Consider the following 22,035-nt stretch of genomic DNA (forward strand, 5'->3'; position numbering starts at 1 on the left):
CTCACGACCTATTCTGGCGGTCGCCTGCGTCGCCGAGAAGGATCAGGGACTGGGGGAGTCGATGACCGACCGGATCGGGCGTCGCGCGATGCGCGTCGCGCACCTCGATCACACGACGACGACCGGTGGCGCGGAGTACGCGCTGGCCCGGATGCTGCGCGCCGAGCACGACTGGGCGGCGGTGCTGCTGCTTCCGCCGACGACCGGCGAGGACGTCTACGCGGGCGCGGTCGGCGACGTCCCGGTGCGCGTGCGCGGGGTCGCGCAGAGCGCGGGCGCGAGCTCCGGCGGCGCGATGAGACTGCTGGCCCTCGGCGGATCGGTGCTCGCACAGGCCGCGGTGACCCGGGTGAGCCCCGAGTTCCGGACCGCCGACGTCGTGCATGCCAACACCTCGCGCGCGGCCGCCTACACCGCCCTGGCGGCCTGGACGACGAAGGTGCCCCTCGTCGTGCATCTGCGCGACATGATCGACGTCGAAGCGCTCGGAACGGCGGGCTACGCGCTGATGACCCGGCTCGTGCTGCCCCGCGCCGACGGAGTCATCGCGAACTCACGGGCGACCCTCGAGTCCGCGCACCCGTTCTTCCGCGCCGGTGTCGACGCGGAAGTCATCCCCAGCGCCTCGGGTCTGCGCCGGAGCCGTCCGCGCGCCGCGACTCACACACCGATCCGCGTCGGCATGCTCGCCCGAATCGATCCGTGGAAGGGGCAGGACCTGCTCGTCGACGCCTTCGCCTCCGCGTTCCCCGACGGGCCGGAGACACTCGAGCTGGCCGGCGGAGCGCCCTTCGGCCACGACGACCACCTGGACGCGCTGAAGCATCGGGTCGCCGCACTCGGCATCGCCGATCGTGTGCTCTTCCCCGGACATGTCGGCGACGTCGACACGCTGCTGTCGACCTGGGATGTGGGTGTTCAGGCATCCATCCGACCGGAGCCGATGGGGCAGAACGTCCTGCAATACCTCGCCGCGGGACTGCCGACGGTGGTGGTCGACGAGGGCGGACCGACCGAGTGGGTCGTCGACGGGGCGAACGGCCTGCGCGTGCCGCCCCGGGACGCGTCCTCGCTCGCGTCCGCTCTGCGCGCGCTCGCCGCCGACCCCGCGCTGCGCACGCGTCTGAGCGCTGCGGCGGTGGGGACCCCGGGGCTGCTCTCGGATGCCGACGTCGCCGCTGCTCACGCCGCCTTCTATCGCCGGGTGATCGAGCGCCGCGGCCGCTCGCGGCGCCGGTAGCATCGCATCATGCCCGTCGCTCTCACCGTGAGCCTGCCACTCGTCCTGGCCGCCGTGCTGATTGCCAGCGGGGTGGCGAAGCTGCGGCATCCGGATGACCTCAACGGCTGGCGGGATCTCGGTGTGCCGCGCGGCCTGCGCCGCACCTGGCTGCTGCGTCTGCATCCGTGGGGCGAGATCGTGCTCGGTGTCGCGCTCGCGGTCCTCGGTGGGGCGCTCGGCGTCCTCGCCGGGGCGGTCGCGATCGTCCTCATGGGCGCGTACACGTTCCTCATCGTGAGCGTTCTCCGCCGGACTCCGGATGCCTCGTGCTCCTGTTTCGGCGAGCAGGCGCCCGTCACGGGGTGGACCGTCGTCCGCAATGCATGGCTCACTGCCCTCGCCGTGGCGACGACCGCCACGATCTGGGCGAGCCCGCTCTGGGGCGGCGCAGTGGTGGCTGCGATGGGGTCCTGGTGGTGGGTGCTCGGGCTCGCGGTCGCGGCCGTGACCGTCTTCCTCATCATGCACCGGGATGCCGCAGAGACCACCGCGGCCGCGATACCGCCGGGGGCGTCTGCGCCTGCGGTGCGCTCCGACGAGGAACTGGACTACGTCCGCGTCCGCACACCCGCCGTGCCCGTGACCCTCGCCGACGGCACGGTCATCTCGCTCCGCAAGCTCGCCGAGCAGCGTCCCATCCTCCTGCTCGCCGTCAGCGAGACGTGCGGCACATGCGAGCCGGTGATCGAGAGCATCGATCGCTACCGTGAGTTGCTGCCGGAGGTCGACGTGCGGTTCCTCCTCATGCGCGAGCCGGACAACAGCGAGCTGACGTCGACGACGGAGCCGCAGACGCTCCACGATCCCCACCAGTACGTGGCCGGTTCTCTCCTCGACGTGCTGCGCACGCCCACCGCGATCCTGGTGGGTGTCGACGGCTGGCTCGCCGGAGGCCCCGAGACGGGCGCGGAGCCGATCGAAGCGTTCGTCCAGGACATCTACGACAGCCTCCACGCTGAGGATCCCGCTCGCTGACCAGGCGTAATCGTGCGATTCCTCCAGCGTCGCCTCAGGATGAGGCCGCTATTATTTCCGAATGCCCACCGACACCCCGCCCGAGTCGCCGGACGCCTCGAACAGGCCCCCCGAGCCGACTGAGACCGAGGAGACGTGGAGCCTGTGGAAGGCCGTCGAGGAGTCGTCGGGGACTGACACCCTGCCTCCGCCCATCCCGCAGCAGCCCGGCGCACCGGCGGCCGGCCTCTTCGGCGCCGGCGCGGCAGGGTCGGGCGCCGCGCGCAGCACCGGTTCGGGGGCCCATCATGCGTCGCACAGCGGGCGCCACCGCTCATCGGGCGGTTCGCACAAGCACAAGCACCGCCGCCACCGTCGCCGCGTCCGGTGGGGATGGATCGCCGGCGGAGTCGGCATCGCCCTGCTCCTGCTGCTGATCGCCGGCGGCATCGCCGGGTTCCGCTTCATGAACGAGGTGAAGCAGGTCCAAGCCCAGCTCACGAGCGCCAAGACGGGGCTGGACCATCTGGGCGTCGCGGTGAAGGCCGGCAACCAGTCGCAGATGAAGACCACTGCGCAGCAGATCACGGCCGATGTGGAGGCCGCATCGCACACCGTGAACGGATCGCTGTGGGTCGTCGCGGCCCACGTGCCCGTCGTCGGCAAGAACGTGGATGCCGTCCAGCGGGTGACCCGCGCGATGAACATCCTCACCGGCAAGGCGCTGACGCCGGGGCTCGAGGTCATGTCGAGCCTCAAGCTCAACCAGCTCGCGCTGAAGGGCGGCGGCATCGACCTGACCGCGTTCAAGAAGGCGCAGACCTCCATCCCGACGATCGCGGCGGCCTTCACCGCCGCGCAGGCCGAACTCGCCCCGATCGACAGGGCCGGCCTCATGTCGCAGGTGTCCGGCCCGGTCGATCAGATCGACGGCGTCATCAATTCCGCCGCGCCGCAGCTGCAGTTCGCACAGAAGTATCTGCCGACCCTGCTGAACATCGCCGGCGGCAGCGGCAAGAAGACGTACCTGCTGATCTTCCAGAACAACGCCGAGATCCGCGCCACGGGCGGAAACCCGGCGGCGAGCATGATCATGACCGTGAACAACGGTCACTTCAAGGAACTCGATCAGGCCAGCTCCACGACGTTCTACACCGCCGGCACCGCGGGAACCTCCTACACGAGCCTGCCCGCGGCGGCCGCGAAGCTGTACCGGTCCGACATCACGACCTACTCGCAGAACTTCACGATGACGCCGAACTTCCCGACCACGGCGACACTGTTCCAGAACGAGTTCAAGCACACCAACGGCAGTCATTTCGACGGCGTGATCTCGATCGACCCCGTCGTGCTGTCGCAGATGCTCGCCGTGGCGGGCCCGGTGCAGACGTCGGACGGGACGAAGGTCACGAGCGACAACGCCGTGAAGCTCCTGCTGAGCGACGTCTACGAGAAGTACCAGAACGGCGCCGAGTCCGACGCCTTCTTCTCGGACGTCTCCAAGCGCGTGTTCAACCACCTCGTCTCCGCGCACTGGGACCCGACCAAGATGCTCGACGCGCTCACCACGTCGGCCCAGCAGCAGCGCATCTACCTGAACTTCACCGACCCGAAGGCGCAGGCGCTCGCCGTCGAGATGGGACTCGACGGGGCGCTGCGTGCCGCCGGCCGGACGACGATGGGCATGTACCTGAACGACTCGTCGGTCAGCAAGCTCGAGTACTGGCTGACCCAGACCGTCAACCTGCAGTGCAATGCGAGCAGCCGCACCGCGACCGAGACGATCACGCTCAAGAACTCCATCCCCGACTCCATCCAGAGCCGGTACACGCTCGGTCTGCGCAACGGCTCCTACGGTCTGTCGAACCGCACGATGATGCTCGACCTGTTCTCGTTCGCCCCCGCCGGCGGCTCGATCGTGAGCACGACGCCCAGCACCGGGCAGGTCGCGGCGTGGAACCGCAGCGGCGTCGACCAGGGCAGTCGGGGTGTCAGCCGCACCGTCTTCGTGCCGCAGGGCAAGACGGTGACCGTGAAATACACGGTCAAGCTGCCTCAGGGCGACCTCGGCAAGCTGGACCTGCGCTACAGCCCGACCGCGCGCGACACCAAGGTGACGATCGGCGCCTCCTGCAACCAGCTGTTCAGCAAGTGACCACGCCCCCTCAGGGCTCGCTTTTGTAGCCCTTCTGACCCAGGTCAGGGGCCGGAAGCAGAAAAATGAGAGCGATGCCAAAAAGTTAGGTGCAGCGGACCGTCTGCGGGGTAGACTCAGGGCGGCGTCGTCCCGGTGTTGAGAGCCGAGACGGGGCTTCTGGGTGAAGCAAGTACACGGGGACCCGAAAGCCGTGCTTGCGCTCGCCTGCCTGGGGAGGCAATCGTGTCTGAAATGCTGGAATCATGACGCTCAGTGCGTCGAAAGGCGATGGGGTAGCACGGGAGTTCTCGCCTGTCGTCCGCCTTGTTCCACGGAGCGCCGCCGGTAGCGCGCGCGTGTGGCAGATGCGCTTCGCGCGCAGACTGTGGATCACCGACCTGATCATCCTCACGGGCGTCGTGTTCACGACGCAGCTGATCACGTTCGGCTTCGGTCCGGCGGTCGTCGCGACGCGGACGCAGTTCACCGGTGCCGTGCCGTACTGGCTGTTCTCGCTGGTCCTGGTGGTGCTGTGGATGTGGGCGCTCGCGCTCAACGACACCCGCGCGCCGTCGGTGATCGGCGCAGGGAACCTGGAGTACATGCGGGTGCTCGGGGCGAGCTTCCAGCTGTTCGGGGCCCTCGCGATCATCGCGTTCGTCACCGAGTTCGAGGTCGCCCGCGGGTACCTGCTGCTGTCGCTGCCGGCCGGTGTGGCGCTGCTCGAGCTCAGCCGCTGGTCGTGGCGGCTCTGGCTGACCCGGCAGCGGGTGACCGGTGCGTACACCGAGCGCGTCATCCTCATCGGCACACCGGAGTCGGTCCGCAGGATCGCCGACGAGCTGAAGACACGGCCCGGCCTCGGCTACACCGTCGTCGGCGCGTGCATCTCCACCGGCGGGCGCGTGGGCGCCGGGATCGCCGACCTCGGATCGGTCGACGACCTGCGCCACGTGCTCATCGACACGGCCGCCGACACCGTCATCGTCGCGAGCACCGACGGCCTGCCGACCGAGAAGGTCAAGGAGATCTCGTGGATGCTCGAGACCGGCCGCCAGCACCTGGTGCTCGCCCCCGGCATCCTCGACGTCGCCGGTCCTCGCATCCACACCCGGCCCGTGCTCGGCCTGCCGCTGACGCACGTCGAGACCCCGAACTTCAGCCGTGGGCAGCGCTGGGCGAAGCGCCTGTTCGACATCTTCGCCGGGTTCGCGCTGCTCGTGGTGCTGTCGCCGTTCATGCTCGCGATCGGTCTTCTCGTGAAGATGTCCGGTGGTCCCGTGTTCTTCCTGCAGAAGCGCATCGGTCGTGACGGGCGCCCGTTCCGGATGATCAAGTTCCGTTCGATGACCGTGGATGCCGAAGACCGGCTGAACGAGGTCAACGAGCGCAACGACACGAACGAGATCCTCTTCAAGCGCATGGACGACCCGCGGGTCACGCCGCTCGGCCGCTGGATGCGCCGCCACAGCATCGACGAGCTGCCGCAGCTGCTCAACGTGCTCGACGGCTCGATGTCGCTCGTCGGCCCGCGTCCGCCGCTGCCGAGCGAAGTCGAGAAGTATGCCGACCACGTGCACCGGCGCTTCCTCACCAAGCCCGGCATGACCGGTGCGTGGCAGGTGGGCGGTCGCTCGACGCTGTCGTGGGAGGAGAGCGTGCGGCTCGATCTGTCTTACGTCGAGAACTGGTCGCTGCCCGGCGACATCGTGATCCTCGCGCGGACGCTGCGAGAGGTCATCACGCCCGGTCGCCACGCGGCCTGAAAGACCCGGTCGTCGGCGTCTGACCCACCCCCCCCAGGGTCAGGCGCCGGCGATCCGTCTCATGCGGTCGCCGAAGACCTCCGGCGAGAACCGCGCCGCGTGCGCCAGCACGGCCGCACGGTCGAAATCGTCCTCGAAGTCGGTGACCGCGTCGATCACCGCGGTGGGGGTGTCGTCCTCGATGAAGGTGCCGCTGACGCCCTCGGCCGTCGAATCCAGGAAGCCTCCGGCGCGCAGCACCAGCGCGGGCGTCCCGAAGGCGTTCGCCTCCACCGGGGTGAGGCCGAAGTCCTCGTGCGACACCGAGACGAGGGCGCGCGCGTGTGCGTACAGCCAGCGCAGCTGCGCCTCGGGCACGAACCCGAGCGTCGCCACGTTGTCCGGCACCGGCGCCGGCACGTCGGCGCCGACGACCACGAGCCGCTCCCGCGGCATCCGGGCGAAGGCATCCCGCAGCACCTCGGTGCCCTTGTAGCCGCGCGGGCGCGCCACGGTGAGGAAGAAGCCCGGCTCGACGCCGGGAACGGGCTCCTGCGGCCCGTCGACATCGACGGACACCGGGGGATGCACCACCTCGGCCTCGATCCCGTAGACCTCCCGGATACGGCGCGCCACCGACGTGGAGTTCGCGACGTACACGTCGGCGCTCCGGGCGGCAGCGGCATCCCATTTGCGCAGACGCGGACCGAACACGGCGATCGCCGCCCGCGCGGCGAAACCGGTCGAGGTCGTGTAGTCGTCTGACTGGTAGAGCCACCGGGCGGGGTTGTGGCAGTACACGATCTTGCGGGTGCCCGCGGCGACCGGGAGCCCGTGCGCCCAGCCCGAGCTGCTGCACACGACAGCGTCGGCCTCCACCGGCTCCTGCGACGACCAGACGCCGGCCAGCACCGGCAGCGCGCGGCGCGGATCCGAGCCGAAGGGCTTCAGGATGCGCGACCGCAGCTCCCGCACCTCGAAATCGCGGGCGCGGTCGAACGTGAGCTCCGGGCGGTAGACCGCCGTCACCACGCGTTCGGCGTGCAGCTGACCGGCCAGCTCCAGCGCCACGCGCTCGGCACCGCCCCGCTGGGTGAAATAGTCGTGCGCCACGACGATTCGCGACGCGTCGTTGGATCCCACAGTCACTCCCCAGGGGTGCCCGGCCCGGTGCCGGGTCGCAGTCCGGCCGAGTCTAGCCTGACGGCTCTCGGCCGCAGCGACGTTCGGCGGCTGAGCCGCCCGGTTTGGATCGGCATCCGCGATGCCGTAAGCTAAGTCTTTGGTGCCTGTGCCCTGCTGGCCGGCACCGCGAACGTGAGCCCTCCACTGGCGCCCTTCGACAGGCTCAGGGACCGAGTCCCCTGGCGAAGCACCCCGGAGTGGGATTCACGAACCTCTCCGTTCGACAAGAAAGCAGCACTACTGTGACGCGCACTTACACCCCCAAGGCTGGCGAAGTCCAGCGCGAGTGGCTGGTCATCGACGCGACCGACGTCGTCCTCGGACGCCTCGCCTCGCACGCGGCCGCCATCCTCCGCGGCAAGCACAAGCCGACCTTCGCGAACCACGTCGACACCGGCGACTTCGTCGTCATCATCAACGCCGACAAGGTGGCCCTCACCGGCCAGAAGCTCCAGAAGAAGATGGCCTACCGTCACTCGGGCTACCCGGGCGGTCTCAAGGCGGTCACCTACTCCGAGCTGCTCGAGAAGAACCCCGTTCGCGCGGTCGAGAAGGCCATCCGCGGCATGCTCCCCAAGAACAGCCTGGGTCGCCAGCAGCTGTCGAAGCTGAAGGTGTACGCCGGTGCCGAGCACCCGCACGCCGCTCAGCAGCCGAAGCCGTACACGTTCGACCAGGTCGCCCAGTAAGCGCCGCCCAGAAGAAGGACACACTCGTGGCGAACACCGAAGAACTCAGCAACTACTCGACCGAGACCCCGGCCGACCAGGCCGTCGAGGCCGTCGACCGTCCCGTCCTGACCGTGCCCGGTGGCGCGGTCGGCCGTCGCAAGCAGGCCATCGCCCGCGTGCGCCTGGTTCCGGGCACCGGCACCATCACCATCAACGGCCGCACGTTCGAGGACTACTTCCCGAACAAGCTGCACCAGCAGCTGGTCACCGACCCGTTCACCGTGCTCAACCTCACCGGCGCGTACGACGTCATCGCGCGCATCCACGGCGGCGGCCCCTCGGGCCAGGCCGGTGCGCTGCGCCTGGGCATCGCCCGTTCGCTGAACGAGATCGACGCCGAGAACAACCGTCCGACCCTGAAGAAGGCCGGCTTCCTGTCGCGCGACGCGCGCGTCAAGGAGCGCAAGAAGGCCGGTCTCAAGAAGGCCCGCAAGGCTCCTCAGTACTCGAAGCGCTAAACCGTACAGTTCCCTCTATGGCACTGTTCGGCACCGATGGCGTGCGGGGGCTGGCCAACGGCCCCCTCACCGCCGATCTTGCGCTCACCCTGGCCCAGGCGACTGCCGTCGTCCTGGGCCAGGGCCGTACTGCGGACGCGCGCCGCGCCGCGGGCAAGCGGATCACCGCTGTGGTGGCCCGCGACCCACGCGTGTCCGGAGAATTCCTGTCCGCCGCCGTCGAAGCCGGCCTGGCATCCTCGGGTGTCGACGTGCTCGACGCCGGCGTGCTTCCCACGCCCGCGACCGCGTTCCTCATCGGCGCGATGGATGCCGACTTCGGCGTCATGGTCTCGGCCTCGCACAACCCTGCCGCCGACAACGGCATCAAGATCTTCGCGCGCGGCGGGCGCAAGCTGCCCGACGTGGTCGAGCAGCGCATCGAAGCGGCGATGGAGCGCCCGAAGCTCCGCCCCACCGGGGCCGACGTCGGGCGCGTGCGCCGGTTCGCCGACGCCGAGGACCGCTACGCCATCCACCTGCTGCAGTCGCTGCCGCACCGGCTGGACGGCATCCACGTCGTGCTCGACTGCGCGCACGGCGCCGCCGCCGGGGTCTCGCCCGAGACCTTCCGGGATGCCGGAGCCCGCGTCACGGTGATCGGCGCCGATCCCGACGGCCTCAACATCAACGACGGCGTCGGCTCGACGCACCTGTCCAACCTGGCCGCCGAGGTCGTGCGCGTCGGCGCCGACGTCGGCATCGCCCATGACGGCGACGCCGACCGCTGCCTGGCGGTGGACGCCGACGGCAACATCGTCGACGGCGACCAGATCATGGCGATCCTCGCCGTCGCGATGAAGCAGCGCGGCCACCTCGACGACGACACCCTCGTCGCGACCGTGATGAGCAACCTCGGTCTGCACCGGGCGATGGCCGCCCACGGCATCCGCGTCGAGCAGACCGCGGTCGGCGACCGGTACGTGCTCGAGCGCATGAACGAGGGCGGCTACGCGCTCGGCGGCGAGCAGTCCGGTCACGTCATCATGCGCGAATACGCGACCACCGGCGACGGCGTGCTGACCGGCCTGCATCTGCTGGCCGAGATGGCCCGGCAGAAGAAGTCGCTGGCTGAGCTGGCCTCCATCATGACCGTGTACCCGCAGGTGCTCGTGAACGTCCGCGGCGTCGACCGCGAGGGCGTCCAGCATCCCGCCGTGCTCGCGGCGGTCGCCGACGAGGAGGCGCTGCTGGGCGACGACGGACGCGTGCTGCTTCGCGCCTCCGGCACCGAGCCCGTCGTGCGCGTCATGGTCGAGGCATCCGACCCCGACACCGCCAACGCGGTGGCCGGCCGCCTCGCCGAGGTCGTCCGCCAGCATCTGGCCCTGCCCGAGCCCGTCTGAGCTCCCGGCCGGCCCGGCCGAAAACAGGCAGATCGCCGAGAACAGGCAGATTCCCCGCGGAATGCTGCTGTTCTCGGCGATCTTGCTGTTTCCGGGCGCGGTCTACGCGCTGGGGCTGCTCCAGGCGAGCTGTTCGATGTAGCGCAGCAGCACGCCCTCTCGCAGCGCCCAGGGCGACACTTCGAGCTCGTCCACGCGCATCACCGTCATCGCGGTGTGCAGCACCACGGCACCGGCGACGATCTGGAACGTGCGGTCCGGGGTGATGCCCGGCAGCTCCTGCCGGGCGGATGCGGGGATCCGGGCCAGCCGGGGGATCCACTGCCCGAGGGCCGCGCGGGGGAGAAGCATCCGCTGCCCGCCGCTCCAGCCCGGCGCCGGATACCCGGCCAGTTTCGCGAGCGATCGGATCGCCTTCGACGACCCGGCGACGTGGTCCGGCCGCGGCTGATCGAGGAACTGGCCGGCCACCGGGATCAGCTGGGCGCGGGCGTGCTCCCGCAGCTGCTCCACGGCGATCTCGCCCGGCGGGTCCTCGGGGAGGAACTGCACGGTCATGCGGCCCGCCCCGAGCGGGACGGATGCCGCGGCATCCGGAAGCTCGTCGGAGCCGGCCGCCAGCTCGAGGGATCCGCCGCCGATGTCGAAGAGCAGGATCTGCCCGGCCGCCCACCCGAACCAGCGCCGCACCGCGAGGAAGGTGTACCGCGCCTCGGACTCGCCGCCGAGCACCTGCAGCTCCTGGCCGAGGGCGGCCTCGATGCGCGCGATCACCGCGGGCCCGTTGGCGGCCTCGCGCACGGCCGAGGTCGCGGTGGCCAGCAGCTCGACGACGTTCTCGGCCCGGGCCACCTCGCGCGCTTCGGCGACGGCCGCCTCGAGAGCCTGAACGCCCTCTTCGGAGATCGATCCGTCGGGCTGCAGGTACCGCATCAGTCGCAGGATCGTGCGCCGGCTGGTGGTGGCCAGCGGCCGGCCTCCGGGGTGCACATCGGCGACGAGCAGGTGGACGGTGTTCGATCCGATGTCGAGGACTCCGAGACGCACCTGCCCAGCGTAGCCGCCGGGAGGGTCCGCATGCCTGCGATCCCGCCCGGTCCGCATACGATGGGGAGCGATGTCCGCCGAAACGCCGGATGCCACGGTGGCATCCGCCCCGCCCCAGCTGTACCGCGAGATCCCGCGCGCCGAATGGGCGCGCCTGGCATCCGGCATGGCACAGCCCCTGACCGAAACCGAGATCGTGCAGCTGCGCGGCCTCGGCGACCGCCTGGACCTGCAGGAGGTGCGCGACGTCTACCTGCCGCTCAGCCGCCTCCTCAGCCTGTACGCGTCCGCGACCAAGCGGCTCGGTGCCGACACGTCGCGGTTCCTCGGCGAGCCCGACACCACGACCCCGTTCGTCGTCGGCGTGGCCGGGTCGGTCGCCGTCGGCAAGTCCACGATCGCGCGCCTCCTGCGCGAGCTCATGAGCCGCTGGTCGGACACGCCGCGCGTCGAGCTCATCACCACCGACGGCTTCCTGTACCCGAACGCCGAGCTGGAGCGTCGCGGGCTGATGGACCGCAAGGGCTTCCCGGAGTCGTACGACACCCGTCGGCTGGTGGAGTTCCTCTCCGACATCAAGAGCGGGGCGGAGGAGGCGCACGCGCCGTTCTACTCGCACATCCAGTACGACATCGTGCCCAACGCCCGTGTGACGGTGCGCCGCCCCGACGTGGTGATCGTCGAAGGGCTCAACGTGCTGCAACCACCGCCCGCGCCGCACGACGTCGCCGTGAGCGACTTCTTCGACTTCTCGATCTATGTGGATGCCGACGCCGGCGACATCGCCAGCTGGTACGTCGACCGGTTCCTGAAGCTCCGGCAGGGCGCGTTCAGCGACCCGAGCTCGTTCTTCAACGTGTTCGCCGACCTGACCGACGAGCAGGCGGTCGAGACCGCCCTGGGCTACTGGAACAGCATCAACCTGCCGAACCTCGAGGAGAACGTGCTGCCCACCCGGCACCGTGCCAACCTCATCCTGCGCAAGGGCCGCGGCCACTCCGTCGAGCGGGTGCAGCTGCGCAAGCTCTGACGCCGCATCCGGCATCCCGCGTCGTTCAGTCGTCACGATCTGCGGCGTCGGCAGCATTTCGTGACGAGTGAGCAGGGTGGGGCGTCGCGCGTGTCGACTCGTCACGATCTGCGCTGCAGGCTGCGCTTCGTGACGAGCGAGGCGTTCGGTGGCGGCATCCCGCGTCGTTCGCTCGTCACGATCTGCGGCGCCGGCTGCGAATGGTGACGAGCGAACAGGACTGCAGGGGGATGCCGGACGGGCGCGGGATGCGCTACGCCCAGGCGGCGGGGGCCAGAACCCAGATGAGTTCGGCGCCCTCGTCGCCCTCGACGCGCCAGCTGTGCGGCTCGCGGCCGGGGAAGGTGATCGTGTCGCCGGGACCGAGCGGCCAGTCGCGGTCGGAGAAGCGCACCATGACCTGTCCGCGCAGCACGTGCAGCACGTCGATCTCGGCCGCGACCGCATACAGCTGATCGCCGCCGTGCCCGCCCGGTTCGATGACGGAGCGGATCACCTGCACGCGAGATTCGCCGCGCGGTGACACGAGGCGCTCTTCGAGTCCCTCGCCGCCGAAGTTGATCCGCGGGCCGGTGCCGGCCGGCACGAACGCGACCTCCGGCGCCTCGAAGAGCGACCCCACCGAGATGGAGAGCACCGCGCACAGGGTGATCAGGCTCGACACGCTCGGCGAGGTCAGGTCGCGCTCGACGCGCGACAGAAAACCCTTGGTCAGGCCGGTGATCTGGGCGACCTCGTCGATGGTCATGTGCTGCGCCTGCCGGGCGGCGCGCAGCCGGGATCCGATGCGGATGTCGCGGTGCTGGGGGTCGAGGGTGATCGGGCGCATATCGCGACCACGCTACCGCGACGTCTTGACACTCGTGAGCAGGGCCTGCTAATTTGGCCAAATCAGATTCCTTATAGACAACATCTGATTCCCAACAAGCAACAGCCGGAAAGCTCCGGCAGAGCGACGAGGAGGTTGCCGTGGCTCCCATCGGCCCCATCGACAGTTCCAAGACGCCGCGCTATGCCGGCCGCGACGGCTTCGCCCGGCTCCCGCGCCTCGACCAGGTCGACCACGCCGACATCGTCGTGGCGGGCTTCCCGTTCGACGCGGGCGTGTCGTACCGCTCGGGCGCCCGCTTCGGGCCGAACGCGATCCGCGAGGCATCCCGCCTGCTGCGCCCCTACAACCCGGCCCTGGACGTCTCGCCGTTCGAGCTCGCCCAGGTGGCGGATGCCGGCGACGTGGGCGTCAACCCGTTCAACATCGGCGAGGCGATCGACACCATCGAGGAAGCCGCGCTCGAGCTCACCGAGGACGACACCCGCCTGGTGACCTTCGGCGGCGACCACACGATCGCGCTGCCCCTGCTGCGCGCCGCGGCCAAGCGTCACGGACCGGTCGCACTGCTGCACTTCGACGCGCACCTGGACACGTGGGACACCTACTTCGGCGCCGAGTACACCCACGGCACGCCGTTCCGCCGTGCGTTCGAAGAGGGCATCATCGACACCGAGGCGCTCAGCCACGTCGGCACCCGTGGACCGCTGTACGGCAAGAAGGACCTCGAAGACGACCGGCGCTTCGGCTTCGGCATCGTCACGAGCGCCGACGTCTACTACCAGGGCGTCATCGAGACGGTCGCCAAGCTCCGCGACCGCATCGGCGACCGCCCGCTCTACATCTCCATCGACATCGACGTGCTCGACCCGGCGCACGCCCCCGGCACCGGCACGCCCGAGGCCGGCGGCATCACCAGCCGCGAGATCCTCGAGATCCTGCGTGGCTTCCGCGGCCTGAACATCATCGGCGCGGACATCGTCGAGGTCGCGCCGGCGTACGACCACGCCGAGATCACGAGCGTCGCGGCATCCCACATCGCCTACGACCTGGTGTCGCTGCTGGCCGACAAGCATGCCGCGGAGGCCGGAGCGGATGCCTGAGCACAGTTTCACCGGGGGCGAGCACGTCCGAAACGGCGGCGACGTCGTCGTGGAGACGCTGACCGCCCTCGGCACCACCCACATCTTCGGCATCCCCGGCCAGCACGCGCTCGGCCTGTTCGACGCGATCCGCCGCAGCGACCTCCGGTTCGTCAGCTCCCGCGTGGAGAACAACTCCGCGTTCAACGCCGACGGGTACGCCCGTGCCACCGGCGAGGTCGCGGTGATGTTCGTCTCGACCGGCCCCGGTGCGCTCACCGCGCTCGGCGCCCTGCAGGAGCCCTACACCACGGGCGTCCCCGTCCTGGTGATCAGCGCGCAGATCCCGCGCCGCGGTCTCGGCGGGCAGAAGAACGGGCTGCTGCACCAGATCGACGACCAGCAGCGCAGCGCGCAGAACGTCACAAAGAGCACCGTCGTGGTGCGGGATGCCGCCCACATCCCGTCCGCCATCGCGGACGCCTGGGCGCTGGCTCAGTCGGTGCCCGCCGGCCCGGTGTGGGTGGAGATCCCGCAGGACGTGCTCCTCGAGCCGGCGGGCATCCCGCCCGTGCAGGATGTCGCGGCATCCGTCGTTGCCCGTCCGGCGCGCGCCGAGCTCATCGCCGAGGCCGCCCGGCTGCTCGCGGGCGCCGAGCGTCCCGTGATCGTCGCCGGGGGCGGCGTGCGCCGCTCCGCGACCGGACGCACCGAGCTGGTGCGGGTCGCCGAAGCACTCGGCGCCCCTGTGGTCTCCACGGCGGGCGGCAAGGGCGCCATCGACTTCGCGCACCCGCTGTCGGCGGCGAGCTGGATCGAGGACCGCTTCACCACCGAGCTGATGGAGGATGCCGACGTGCTGCTCGTCGTCGGCAGCACCATCGGCGAGGTGACGAGCAACTACTTCACGTTCGCGCCGCGCGGCACCCTCATCCAGATCGATGCGGAACCCCGCGCCCTCGGCTCGAACTACCCCGTGCTCGGCATCCACGCGGACGCCGGGCTCGCGCTCGGCGCCCTCGCGGACGCCCTGCCGGAGCCGCATCCGGATGCCGTCGCCCGCGGCGCCGCGATCGCCGCCGACCTGCGCGCCCGCGTCGAGGCGCGCCTGGCCGCGCAGGACCTCGCCACCGAGCAGGAGGTGCTGCGGCAGCTGCGCGGCGCGGTCCCGTCCGACGCGCAGACGTTCTGGGACATGACGATCGCCGGCTACTGGGCCTGGTCCGCGTGGGACCCGCAGGACGGCGAGTTCCACTCCGCGCAGGGCGCCGGCGGCCTCGGGTTCGCGTTCCCGGCGGCCCTGGCCGCGGCGATCGGCACCGGCCGGCGCACCCTGGCGGTCTCCGGAGACGGCGGCGGGATGTACTCCGTCGCCGAACTCGCGACCGCCCGTCAGCACGACGCGGACGTGACGTGGCTCATCGTCGACGACGGCGGCTACGGCATCCTGCGCGAATACATGGTCGGTGCCTTCGGGCAGGCGACCGCCACCGAACTTGCCCGGCCGGACTTCGTCAAGCTGGCCGAGGCGTTCGGCATCCCCGCCCACACGGCGACCGTCGACACCCTCGGTGAGACGATCGCCCGCACGTTCACGCAGCCCGGGCCCGCCGTCGTGGTGCTCCCGGCCGTGCTGCGCATGTTCGAACTCACCTGACCCACCCGAAGCGAAGGAGCCTCCAGTGGACATCGCAATCATCGTCATCTATCTCGTCGCCATGCTGGCGTTCGGGTTCTGGGGCAAGTCCCGCACCAAGAACTCGAGCGACTTCCTGGTGGCCGGCCGGCGCCTCGGCCCCGGCTTCTACACCGGCACCATGGCCGCGGTCGTGCTCGGCGGGGCTTCCACCGTGGGAGGTGTCGGCCTCGGCTACAAGTACGGCATCTCGGGCATGTGGCTCGTCGTCGCGATCGCGGTCGGCCTGATCCTGCTCAGCCTGTTCTTCGCCGGCCCGATCCAGCGGCTCAAGGTCTACACCGTCGCCCAGATGCTGCAGCTGCGCTACGGCATCAACGGCACGAGCGCCTCCGGCGTCGTCATGGCGCTCTACACGCTCATGCTCATGGTCACGTCGACCATCGCCTACTCGACGATCTTCAACGTGCTGTTCGGCACCCCGCGCTGGGCGTCGATCGCGATCGGCGCGGCCATCGTGATCCTGTACTCGTCGATCGGCGGCATGTGGTCGATCACCCTCACCGACATGGTGCAGTTCATCATCAAGACGATCGGCGTGTTCTTCCTGCTGCTGCCTTTCGCGTGGACGCAGGCCGGCGGCTACGACGGCATCATGCAGCGCCTGGGCGACACGGTCGGGGCATCCCACTTCGACCTGTTCGCGATCGGCGGGCAGACGATCATCACCTACTTCGTCATCTACACCTTCGGGATGCTGATCGGCCAGGACATCTGGCAGCGCGTGTTCACGGCGCGCTCGCCGCAGGTGGCCCGCTGGGGCGGCACCGCGGCCGGCATCTACTGCGTGCTGTACGGCATCGCCGGCGCCCTCATCGGCACCGCCGCCGCCGCGCTCCTGCCGCACGAGGCGGCGAAGGACGACGTCTACGCCGCGATCGCCGAGCACGCGCTGCCGATCGGGCTGTCCGGCATCGTGCTGGCCGCTGCCGTGGCGGCCATGATGTCCACCGCGTCCGGTGCGCTCATCGCCTGCGCGACCGTCGCCCGCGCCGACGTCACTCCGCTCGTGCTGCGCATGTTCGGGCGGACCCCCACCCGCATCGGCGAGGGCAACCCCGAGCACGACGTGCGCGAGAACCGCATCTTCGTGATCGTCCTCGGCATCGTCGGCACGCTCATCGCGATGGTGCTCACCGACGTGGTCGCGGCGCTGACCGTCGCGTACGACATCCTCGTCGGCGGGCTCCTGGTCTCGATCCTCGGCGGGCTCATCTGGAAGCGCGCGAACGGGGCGGGGGCGATCGCCTCGATGATCGTCGGTACCGTGGTGACCCTGGGCAGCATGGTCGTCTACGGCGTGATCGCTGGTGACGCGCTGTCGGGCGTGCTCGCCAACGAGCCGATCTACTGGGGGCTGCTGTCGAGCCTCGTCGTCTACATCGTGGTCAGCCTCGCCACCAAGCCCACGCCGGCCGACGTCGTGCAGCGGTGGAACGACCGCAAGGCGGGCCGGTTCACCGACGCGACCGGCGTCGTGGCGGCCACTCCCGCGGGCCACTGACCCGCGCTCGCGGATGCCCCGGCAGACTTCGGTTTGCCGGGGCATCCGCGTTGGTGGAACACTGGCGCACGGGGGAACTTCGGCGCCCCCGGACCTCCGAGGAGCACCATGATCACCCATCACCTCCGTGTGCATCGCAGCGATGAGAATCTGTCGCGCGAGGGCCAGCTCGCCTGGGCCATCGCCCGGGTCGCCACCGACCCCGTCGACGTCGAGGACGACGTCGTCGACATGATCATCAACCGGGTGATCGACAATGCAGCCGTGTCAGCGGCATCCCTGACCCGCGAGCCCGTTTCGGCGGCGCGGCAGCAGGCGCTGGACCACCCCGTCACCGTCGGCGGGTCGGGATCGACGATCTCCGGATGCCGCCTCGACCGGCGCACGAGCCCGGAGTGGGCGGCGTGGGCGAACGGGGTGGCGGTGCGCGAGCTCGACTTCCACGACACGTTCCTCGCCGCGGAGTACTCGCACCCGGGCGACAACATCCCGCCGATCCTCGCGGTCGCGCAGCACGTCGGCGCGGACGGCGCGGCCCTCGTGCGCGGCATCGCGACCGGGTACGAGATCCAGATGGACCTGGTGCGGGCGATCAGCCTGCACAAGCACAAGATCGACCATGTCGCCCACCTCGGCCCGTCGGTCGCGGCCGGCCTCGGGACGCTGCTGGGACTCGACCAGGAGACGATCTACCAGGCGGTCGGGCAGGCGCTGCACACGACGACGGCGACGCGGCAGTCCCGCAAGGGCGAGATCTCCACCTGGAAGGCGTACGCCCCGGCGTTCGCCGGCAAGGCCGCCATCGAGGCGGTCGACCGCGCCATGCGCGGGCAGACGTCCCCGAGCCCGATCTACGAGGGCGAGGACGGCGTGATCGCGTGGATGCTCGACGGCCCGGACGCGTCGTACGACGTGCCGCTGCCGGGGGAGGGGGAGCCCAAGCGCGCGATCCTGGACTCGTTCACCAAGGAGCACTCGGCCGAGTATCAGGCGCAGGCCTTCATCGACCTGGCCCGGCGCCTGGGCACCGAGCACGAGTCCCTGCGTGAGGGGACGTCGGAGAGCGGATCGCCCATCGAGTCGATCGTGCTGCACACGTCGCACCACACGCACTACGTGATCGGGTCGGGCGCGAACGACCCGCAGAAGTACGACCCGCAGGCATCCCGCGAGACCCTCGACCACTCGATCCCGTACATCTTCACCGTCGCGCTGCAGGACGGCACGTGGCACCACGTCGACTCGTACCTGCCCGAGCGCGCGGGCCGCGAGGACACCGTGGCGCTGTGGGAGAAGGTGACCACCGCGGAGGATGCCGAGTGGACCCGCCGCTACCACTCCGAAGACCCCGCCGAGAAGGCGTTCGGCGGCCGTGCCGTCATCCGCTTCGAGGACGGATCCGAGATCGTGGACGAGATCGCCGTGGCCGACGCGCACCCGCTGGGTGCGCGGCCGTTCGCCCGCGAGGACTACGTGCGCAAGTTCCGCACCCTCGCCGAGGGCGTGCTCGACGCCGACGAGATCGACCGGTTCCTGGCGCTCGCCGAGCGCCTGCCGGAGCTGTCCGCCGAGGAGGTGCAGGAGCTGTCGATCGTGGCATCCTTCGGCGTCCTCGCCGCCGCTCCCGCCCCCAAGGGGCTGTTCTGATGCTGTACGCGCAGACGTCACCGGCCGAGAAGCGGCGGCTGTTCCGGGAGCGGCTCGCGTCGGGGGAGCTGCTGCGGTTCCCCGGTGCGTTCAACCCGCTGTCGGCGCGGCTGATCGAACGCAAGGGCTTCGAGGGCGTGTACGTGTCGGGGGCGGTGCTGTCGGCCGATCTGGGGCTGCCGGACATCGGCCTGACGACGCTGACGGAGGTCGCCGGGCGGGGGCAGCAGATCGCCCGGATGACGGAACTGCCGGTGATCATCGACGCCGACACCGGATTCGGTGAGCCGATGAACGTGGCCCGCACGATCCAGACCCTGGAGGATGCGGGGCTTTCCGGGACGCACATCGAGGACCAGGTCAACCCGAAGCGGTGCGGGCACCTGGACGGCAAGGCGGTCGTCGACGAGTCCACGGCGCTGAAGCGGATCCGGGCCGCGGTGGATGCCCGCCGCGACCCGAACTTCCTGATCATGGCGCGCACCGACATCCGTGCGGTGGAGGGCCTGGGGTCGGCGATCGACCGGGCCAAGGCGCTTCAGGATGCCGGGGCGGATGCGATCTTCCCGGAGGCGATGCGCACCCTGGAGGAGTTCGCCGCGGTGCGGGATGCCGTGGGCGTGCCGATTCTGGCGAACATGACCGAGTTCGGCAAGAGCGACCTGTTCTCGGTGGATCAGCTTCGTGATGTGGGGGTGAACATCGTCATCTGGCCGGTGTCGCTGCTGCGCATGGCGATGGGCGCGGCAGGTCGCGCGCTGGACGAGCTCGAGAACGAGGGGCACCTCACCGGCCTGCTGGACCAGATGCAGCACCGCGCCGACCTGTACGACCTCATCGACTACGAGGGCTACAACCACTTCGACACTTCGGTGTTCAACTTCCAGATCTCGAAGGACAACTCATGACCGACATCAAGAAGGGCCTTGCCGGCGTGGTCGTCGACGAGACCTCCATCAGCAAGGTCAACCCCGACACCAACTCGCTGCTGTACCGCGGCTACCCGGTGCAGGAGCTGGCGGCGACCCAGCCGTTCGAAGCGGTCGCGTACCTGCTGTGGAACAGCGAGTTGCCCACCGAGGAGCAGCTGGCCGAGCTGCGCGCCGCCGAACGGCAGCACCGGGCCCTCCCCGACGACGTCAAGACCGTCATCGACCTGGTGCCGCTGAACACCCACCCCATGGACGAGGTGCGCACCGCGGTGAGCCTGCTCGGCGCGCAGGACCTCGCCCGCGGGTCGAGCTCCGTGCTGGATGCGTCCGGCGACCCGGCGCAGAACCTCGACCGCAGCATCCGGCTGTACGCGGCACTTCCCGCGATCGTCGCCTACGGGCAGCGGCGCCGGCGCGGTGAGGAGCTCATCGCACCCCGCGACGACCTCGACTATGCGGCCAACTTCCTCTGGATGACGTTCGGCGAAGAACCCGACGACGTCGTCGTGGACGCGTTCAACCGGTCGATGATCCTGTACGCCGAGCACTCGTTCAACGCGTCGACGTTCACCGGCCGGGTCGTGGCATCCACGCTGAGCGACCTGTACTCGGCCGTCACCGCGGCGATCGGGGCGCTCAAGGGCGCGCTGCACGGCGGTGCGAACGAGGCGGTGCTGCACATCTTCGACGAGATCGGTGATGCTTCGAACGTGTCTGCGTGGCTCGACCAGGCGCTGGCCGAGAAGCGCAAGGTGATGGGCTTCGGGCACCGCGTGTACAAGAAGGGCGACTCGCGTGTGCCGACGATGGAAGCCGCCCTCGGCACCCTCGTCGAGCACTACGACCGCCAGGACGTGGCGGATCTGTACAACACGCTCAAGGACGAGTTCATTGCCCGCAAGGGGATCTACCCGAACCTCGACTATCCGTCGGGTCCCGCCTACAACCTGATCGGCTTCGACACCCTCACGTTCACGCCGCTGTTCGTCGCGGCGCGCGTGACCGGCTGGACGACGCACATCATGGAGCAGCAGGCATCCAACGCGCTCATCCGCCCGCTGTCCGAGTACATCGGTCCCGACGAACGCCACGTGCCCGGTTACGTCCCGGATGCCGCGGCCGCCGAGCTCGCCGACCGCCCCGCGGAGGCCGCCGACTGACGCTTGCGCCCTGAGCTTGTCGAAGCGCAGAGGCCACGCTCTTGCGCCCTGAGCTTGTCGAAGGGCAGGCGTACCGGGAGTGTTGGGCTTCGACAGGCTCAGCCCGCCTGGCCGGGCGGCGGCGCATGGGGTTACGCGGCGGGTTGGTAGTCGTGTCGTCGGCGGCCGCCGGGTCGGGGGGTGCGGGTCGGGTCGATGTGGGCGGGTGGGATGAACCAGACGCCGGTGTGATCGATGCGGATGTCCCATCCTTCGGTGTGGACCATGTGGTGGCAGCTGGTGCACAGCAGGATCCCGTCGTCCAGATCGGTTGCGCCACCCGCGGACCACCAGGTCAAGTGGTGGACTTCGCACATGCCCGGTGGGGCGGCGCAGTTCGCGCAGCCGCCGTCGCGTTCGACCAGGGCGATCCTTTGCGCTTTGGAGAACAGGCGGCGGGACCGGCCGTAGTCGAGGATCTCGCTCTTGCTGCCGAGGACGAGCGGGATGATCTCCGCGTCCGCGGCCATCCGGCGGGCGGTGCCGGCGTCGACGGGTTGGGTGATGCCGTCGATGGTCGCCACCCCGGTCCCGGTGGTGAGGGCCTCCAGCGGGATCCGCACCACCACGGTCGTTGATGCCAGCGGGAGCACGGTCTGCTCACACCTCAGGACGTGCTTCGCGATCACCGCCAACGCGTCCGCCTGCAGTTGCACGATCGTGCGCTGTTCCACACCATCCCCGCTGCCCGACCCATCCACACCTGTGGCGTCCTCGCCACCCCACGACCAGCCACCGTCACCGTGACCCGCGGCACCGCCGCCGGGGTGGTTCCGTCCTCGGAGGGCGCGGATCTGGGCGGTCACCAGGGCGTCGATGGCGGCTTTGATCGGGGCGCCGGTGGCGGGGTCCAGGCGGCCGTCGAGGTTGATCATGCCGTGCTGGTCTTCCCAGATCCTCAAGAACCGGGCATCCCGCAGGTTCTCGAGCTTAGGTTCGAGCCCGTCCGGGTCCAACCACGCCTCCGCCCGCCGCAGCACCACCTGGAGTTCGGACAGCGACAGGCCGGCCGCCTGCTCCACCAGGGTCCGCTCCGCCTGCGCGAGCAGGGCCCGGTCGGCCCGGCACGCCACCCGATCCAGCAGGGTCGTGATCGCGCCCGCGCACGCCACACTCAACACCCCCGCCTCCACCGCGGTCGCGACGTGCGGGTGCCTTGCGGGGGCGCGTTCCCCACTGAACGTCATCCGCC

At 70.0% G+C, this 22,035-nt stretch carries 18 protein-coding genes; 14 read left to right on the forward strand and 4 right to left on the reverse strand.

Annotated features, from left to right (window positions below):
• Window positions 1-61: 61 nt before the first annotated feature.
• From LK09_RS03330 to LK09_RS03345, 4 genes are all read left to right on the forward strand, one after another.
• Window positions 62-1,240, forward strand: a complete 1,179-nt coding sequence (locus LK09_RS03330) for a glycosyltransferase family 4 protein (protein ID WP_039395936.1) — start codon at window positions 62-64, stop codon at window positions 1,238-1,240.
• A gap of 9 nt (window positions 1,241-1,249) precedes the next feature.
• Window positions 1,250-2,257: a MauE/DoxX family redox-associated membrane protein gene (locus tag LK09_RS20560; protein WP_052226375.1), complete on the forward strand. Its 1,008-nt coding sequence runs from the start codon at window positions 1,250-1,252 to the stop codon at window positions 2,255-2,257.
• A gap of 61 nt (window positions 2,258-2,318) precedes the next feature.
• Window positions 2,319-4,391, forward strand: coding sequence for a DUF4012 domain-containing protein (locus LK09_RS03340; RefSeq protein WP_039395937.1), 2,073 nt, complete (start codon window positions 2,319-2,321; stop codon window positions 4,389-4,391).
• A gap of 347 nt (window positions 4,392-4,738) precedes the next feature.
• Window positions 4,739-6,139, forward strand: a complete 1,401-nt coding sequence (locus LK09_RS03345; protein ID WP_231562943.1) for a sugar transferase — start codon at window positions 4,739-4,741, stop codon at window positions 6,137-6,139.
• A 39-nt stretch (window positions 6,140-6,178) separates the two neighbouring features.
• On the opposite strand, the gene LK09_RS03350 is transcribed toward LK09_RS03345, so the two are convergent.
• Complete coding sequence (locus LK09_RS03350; protein ID WP_039395940.1) at window positions 6,179-7,261, reverse strand: glycosyltransferase; 1,083 nt, start codon at window positions 7,259-7,261, stop codon at window positions 6,179-6,181.
• Window positions 7,262-7,545: 284 nt separating this feature from the next.
• On the opposite strand from LK09_RS03350, the gene rplM reads away from it, so the two are divergent.
• Genes rplM through glmM form a run of 3 tightly spaced genes read left to right on the forward strand, consistent with a single transcriptional unit; the run spans window position 7,546 to window position 9,877 of the window.
• Window positions 7,546-7,992, forward strand: coding sequence for a 50S ribosomal protein L13 (rplM, locus tag LK09_RS03355; RefSeq protein ID WP_039395944.1), 447 nt, complete (start codon window positions 7,546-7,548; stop codon window positions 7,990-7,992).
• A gap of 26 nt (window positions 7,993-8,018) precedes the next feature.
• A complete protein-coding gene (gene rpsI, locus LK09_RS03360; RefSeq protein WP_039395947.1) occupies window positions 8,019-8,492 on the forward strand; it encodes a 30S ribosomal protein S9 in 474 nt (157 codons plus the stop codon).
• A 17-nt stretch (window positions 8,493-8,509) separates the two neighbouring features.
• Window positions 8,510-9,877 (forward strand): phosphoglucosamine mutase, encoded by a 1,368-nt coding sequence (gene glmM / locus LK09_RS03365; protein WP_039395949.1) that lies wholly within the window; start codon window positions 8,510-8,512, stop codon window positions 9,875-9,877.
• Between the two features lie 102 nt (window positions 9,878-9,979).
• On the opposite strand, the gene LK09_RS03370 is transcribed toward glmM, so the two are convergent.
• Entirely contained in the window at window positions 9,980-10,924 is a 945-nt protein-coding gene (locus LK09_RS03370) for a Ppx/GppA phosphatase family protein (RefSeq protein ID WP_039395951.1), read from the reverse strand.
• A 70-nt stretch (window positions 10,925-10,994) separates the two neighbouring features.
• On the opposite strand from LK09_RS03370, the gene coaA reads away from it, so the two are divergent.
• Window positions 10,995-11,954: a type I pantothenate kinase gene (coaA, locus tag LK09_RS03375; protein WP_039395954.1), complete on the forward strand. Its 960-nt coding sequence runs from the start codon at window positions 10,995-10,997 to the stop codon at window positions 11,952-11,954.
• 253 nt (window positions 11,955-12,207) lie between these two features.
• On the opposite strand, the gene LK09_RS03380 is transcribed toward coaA, so the two are convergent.
• Window positions 12,208-12,783 carry a helix-turn-helix domain-containing protein gene (locus LK09_RS03380; protein WP_039395956.1) on the reverse strand — a complete coding sequence of 192 codons (576 nt, stop codon included), beginning with the start codon at window positions 12,781-12,783 and terminating at the stop codon, window positions 12,208-12,210.
• A gap of 140 nt (window positions 12,784-12,923) precedes the next feature.
• On the opposite strand from LK09_RS03380, the gene speB reads away from it, so the two are divergent.
• The 6 genes from speB to LK09_RS03410 all read left to right on the forward strand — a co-directional run bounded on the left by speB (window position 12,924) and on the right by LK09_RS03410 (window position 20,804).
• Window positions 12,924-13,886: an agmatinase gene (gene speB, locus LK09_RS03385; RefSeq protein ID WP_039395957.1), complete on the forward strand. Its 963-nt coding sequence runs from the start codon at window positions 12,924-12,926 to the stop codon at window positions 13,884-13,886.
• Window positions 13,879-15,522: a thiamine pyrophosphate-binding protein gene (locus tag LK09_RS03390; protein ID WP_039395960.1), complete on the forward strand. Its 1,644-nt coding sequence runs from the start codon at window positions 13,879-13,881 to the stop codon at window positions 15,520-15,522. The genes speB and LK09_RS03390 overlap by 8 nt, the downstream gene beginning before the upstream one ends.
• Before the next feature lie 61 nt (window positions 15,523-15,583).
• Window positions 15,584-17,065, forward strand: a complete 1,482-nt coding sequence (locus LK09_RS03395) for a sodium:solute symporter (protein ID WP_052226377.1) — start codon at window positions 15,584-15,586, stop codon at window positions 17,063-17,065.
• Window positions 17,066-17,173: 108 nt separating this feature from the next.
• Window positions 17,174-18,712, forward strand: a complete 1,539-nt coding sequence (locus tag LK09_RS03400) for an MmgE/PrpD family protein (RefSeq protein ID WP_039395964.1) — start codon at window positions 17,174-17,176, stop codon at window positions 18,710-18,712.
• The gene (gene prpB / locus LK09_RS03405) at window positions 18,712-19,620 is read left to right on the forward strand and encodes a methylisocitrate lyase (protein WP_039395965.1); all 909 of its coding nucleotides are present in this window, start codon (window positions 18,712-18,714) and stop codon (window positions 19,618-19,620) included. Before LK09_RS03400 ends, prpB begins: the two co-directional genes overlap by 1 nt.
• Window positions 19,617-20,804: a bifunctional 2-methylcitrate synthase/citrate synthase gene (locus LK09_RS03410; protein WP_039395967.1), complete on the forward strand. Its 1,188-nt coding sequence runs from the start codon at window positions 19,617-19,619 to the stop codon at window positions 20,802-20,804. Before prpB ends, LK09_RS03410 begins: the two co-directional genes overlap by 4 nt.
• Before the next feature lie 131 nt (window positions 20,805-20,935).
• Here LK09_RS03410 and LK09_RS03415 read toward each other — a convergent pair.
• A partial coding sequence (locus LK09_RS03415) for an HNH endonuclease signature motif containing protein (RefSeq protein ID WP_039396007.1) occupies window positions 20,936-22,035 on the reverse strand: 1,100 nt, incomplete at its 5' end.

The sequence above is a fragment of the Microbacterium mangrovi genome (assembly GCF_000802305.1).
In the GTDB taxonomy this organism is placed as follows: Bacteria; Actinomycetota; Actinomycetes; order Actinomycetales; family Microbacteriaceae; genus Microbacterium; species Microbacterium mangrovi.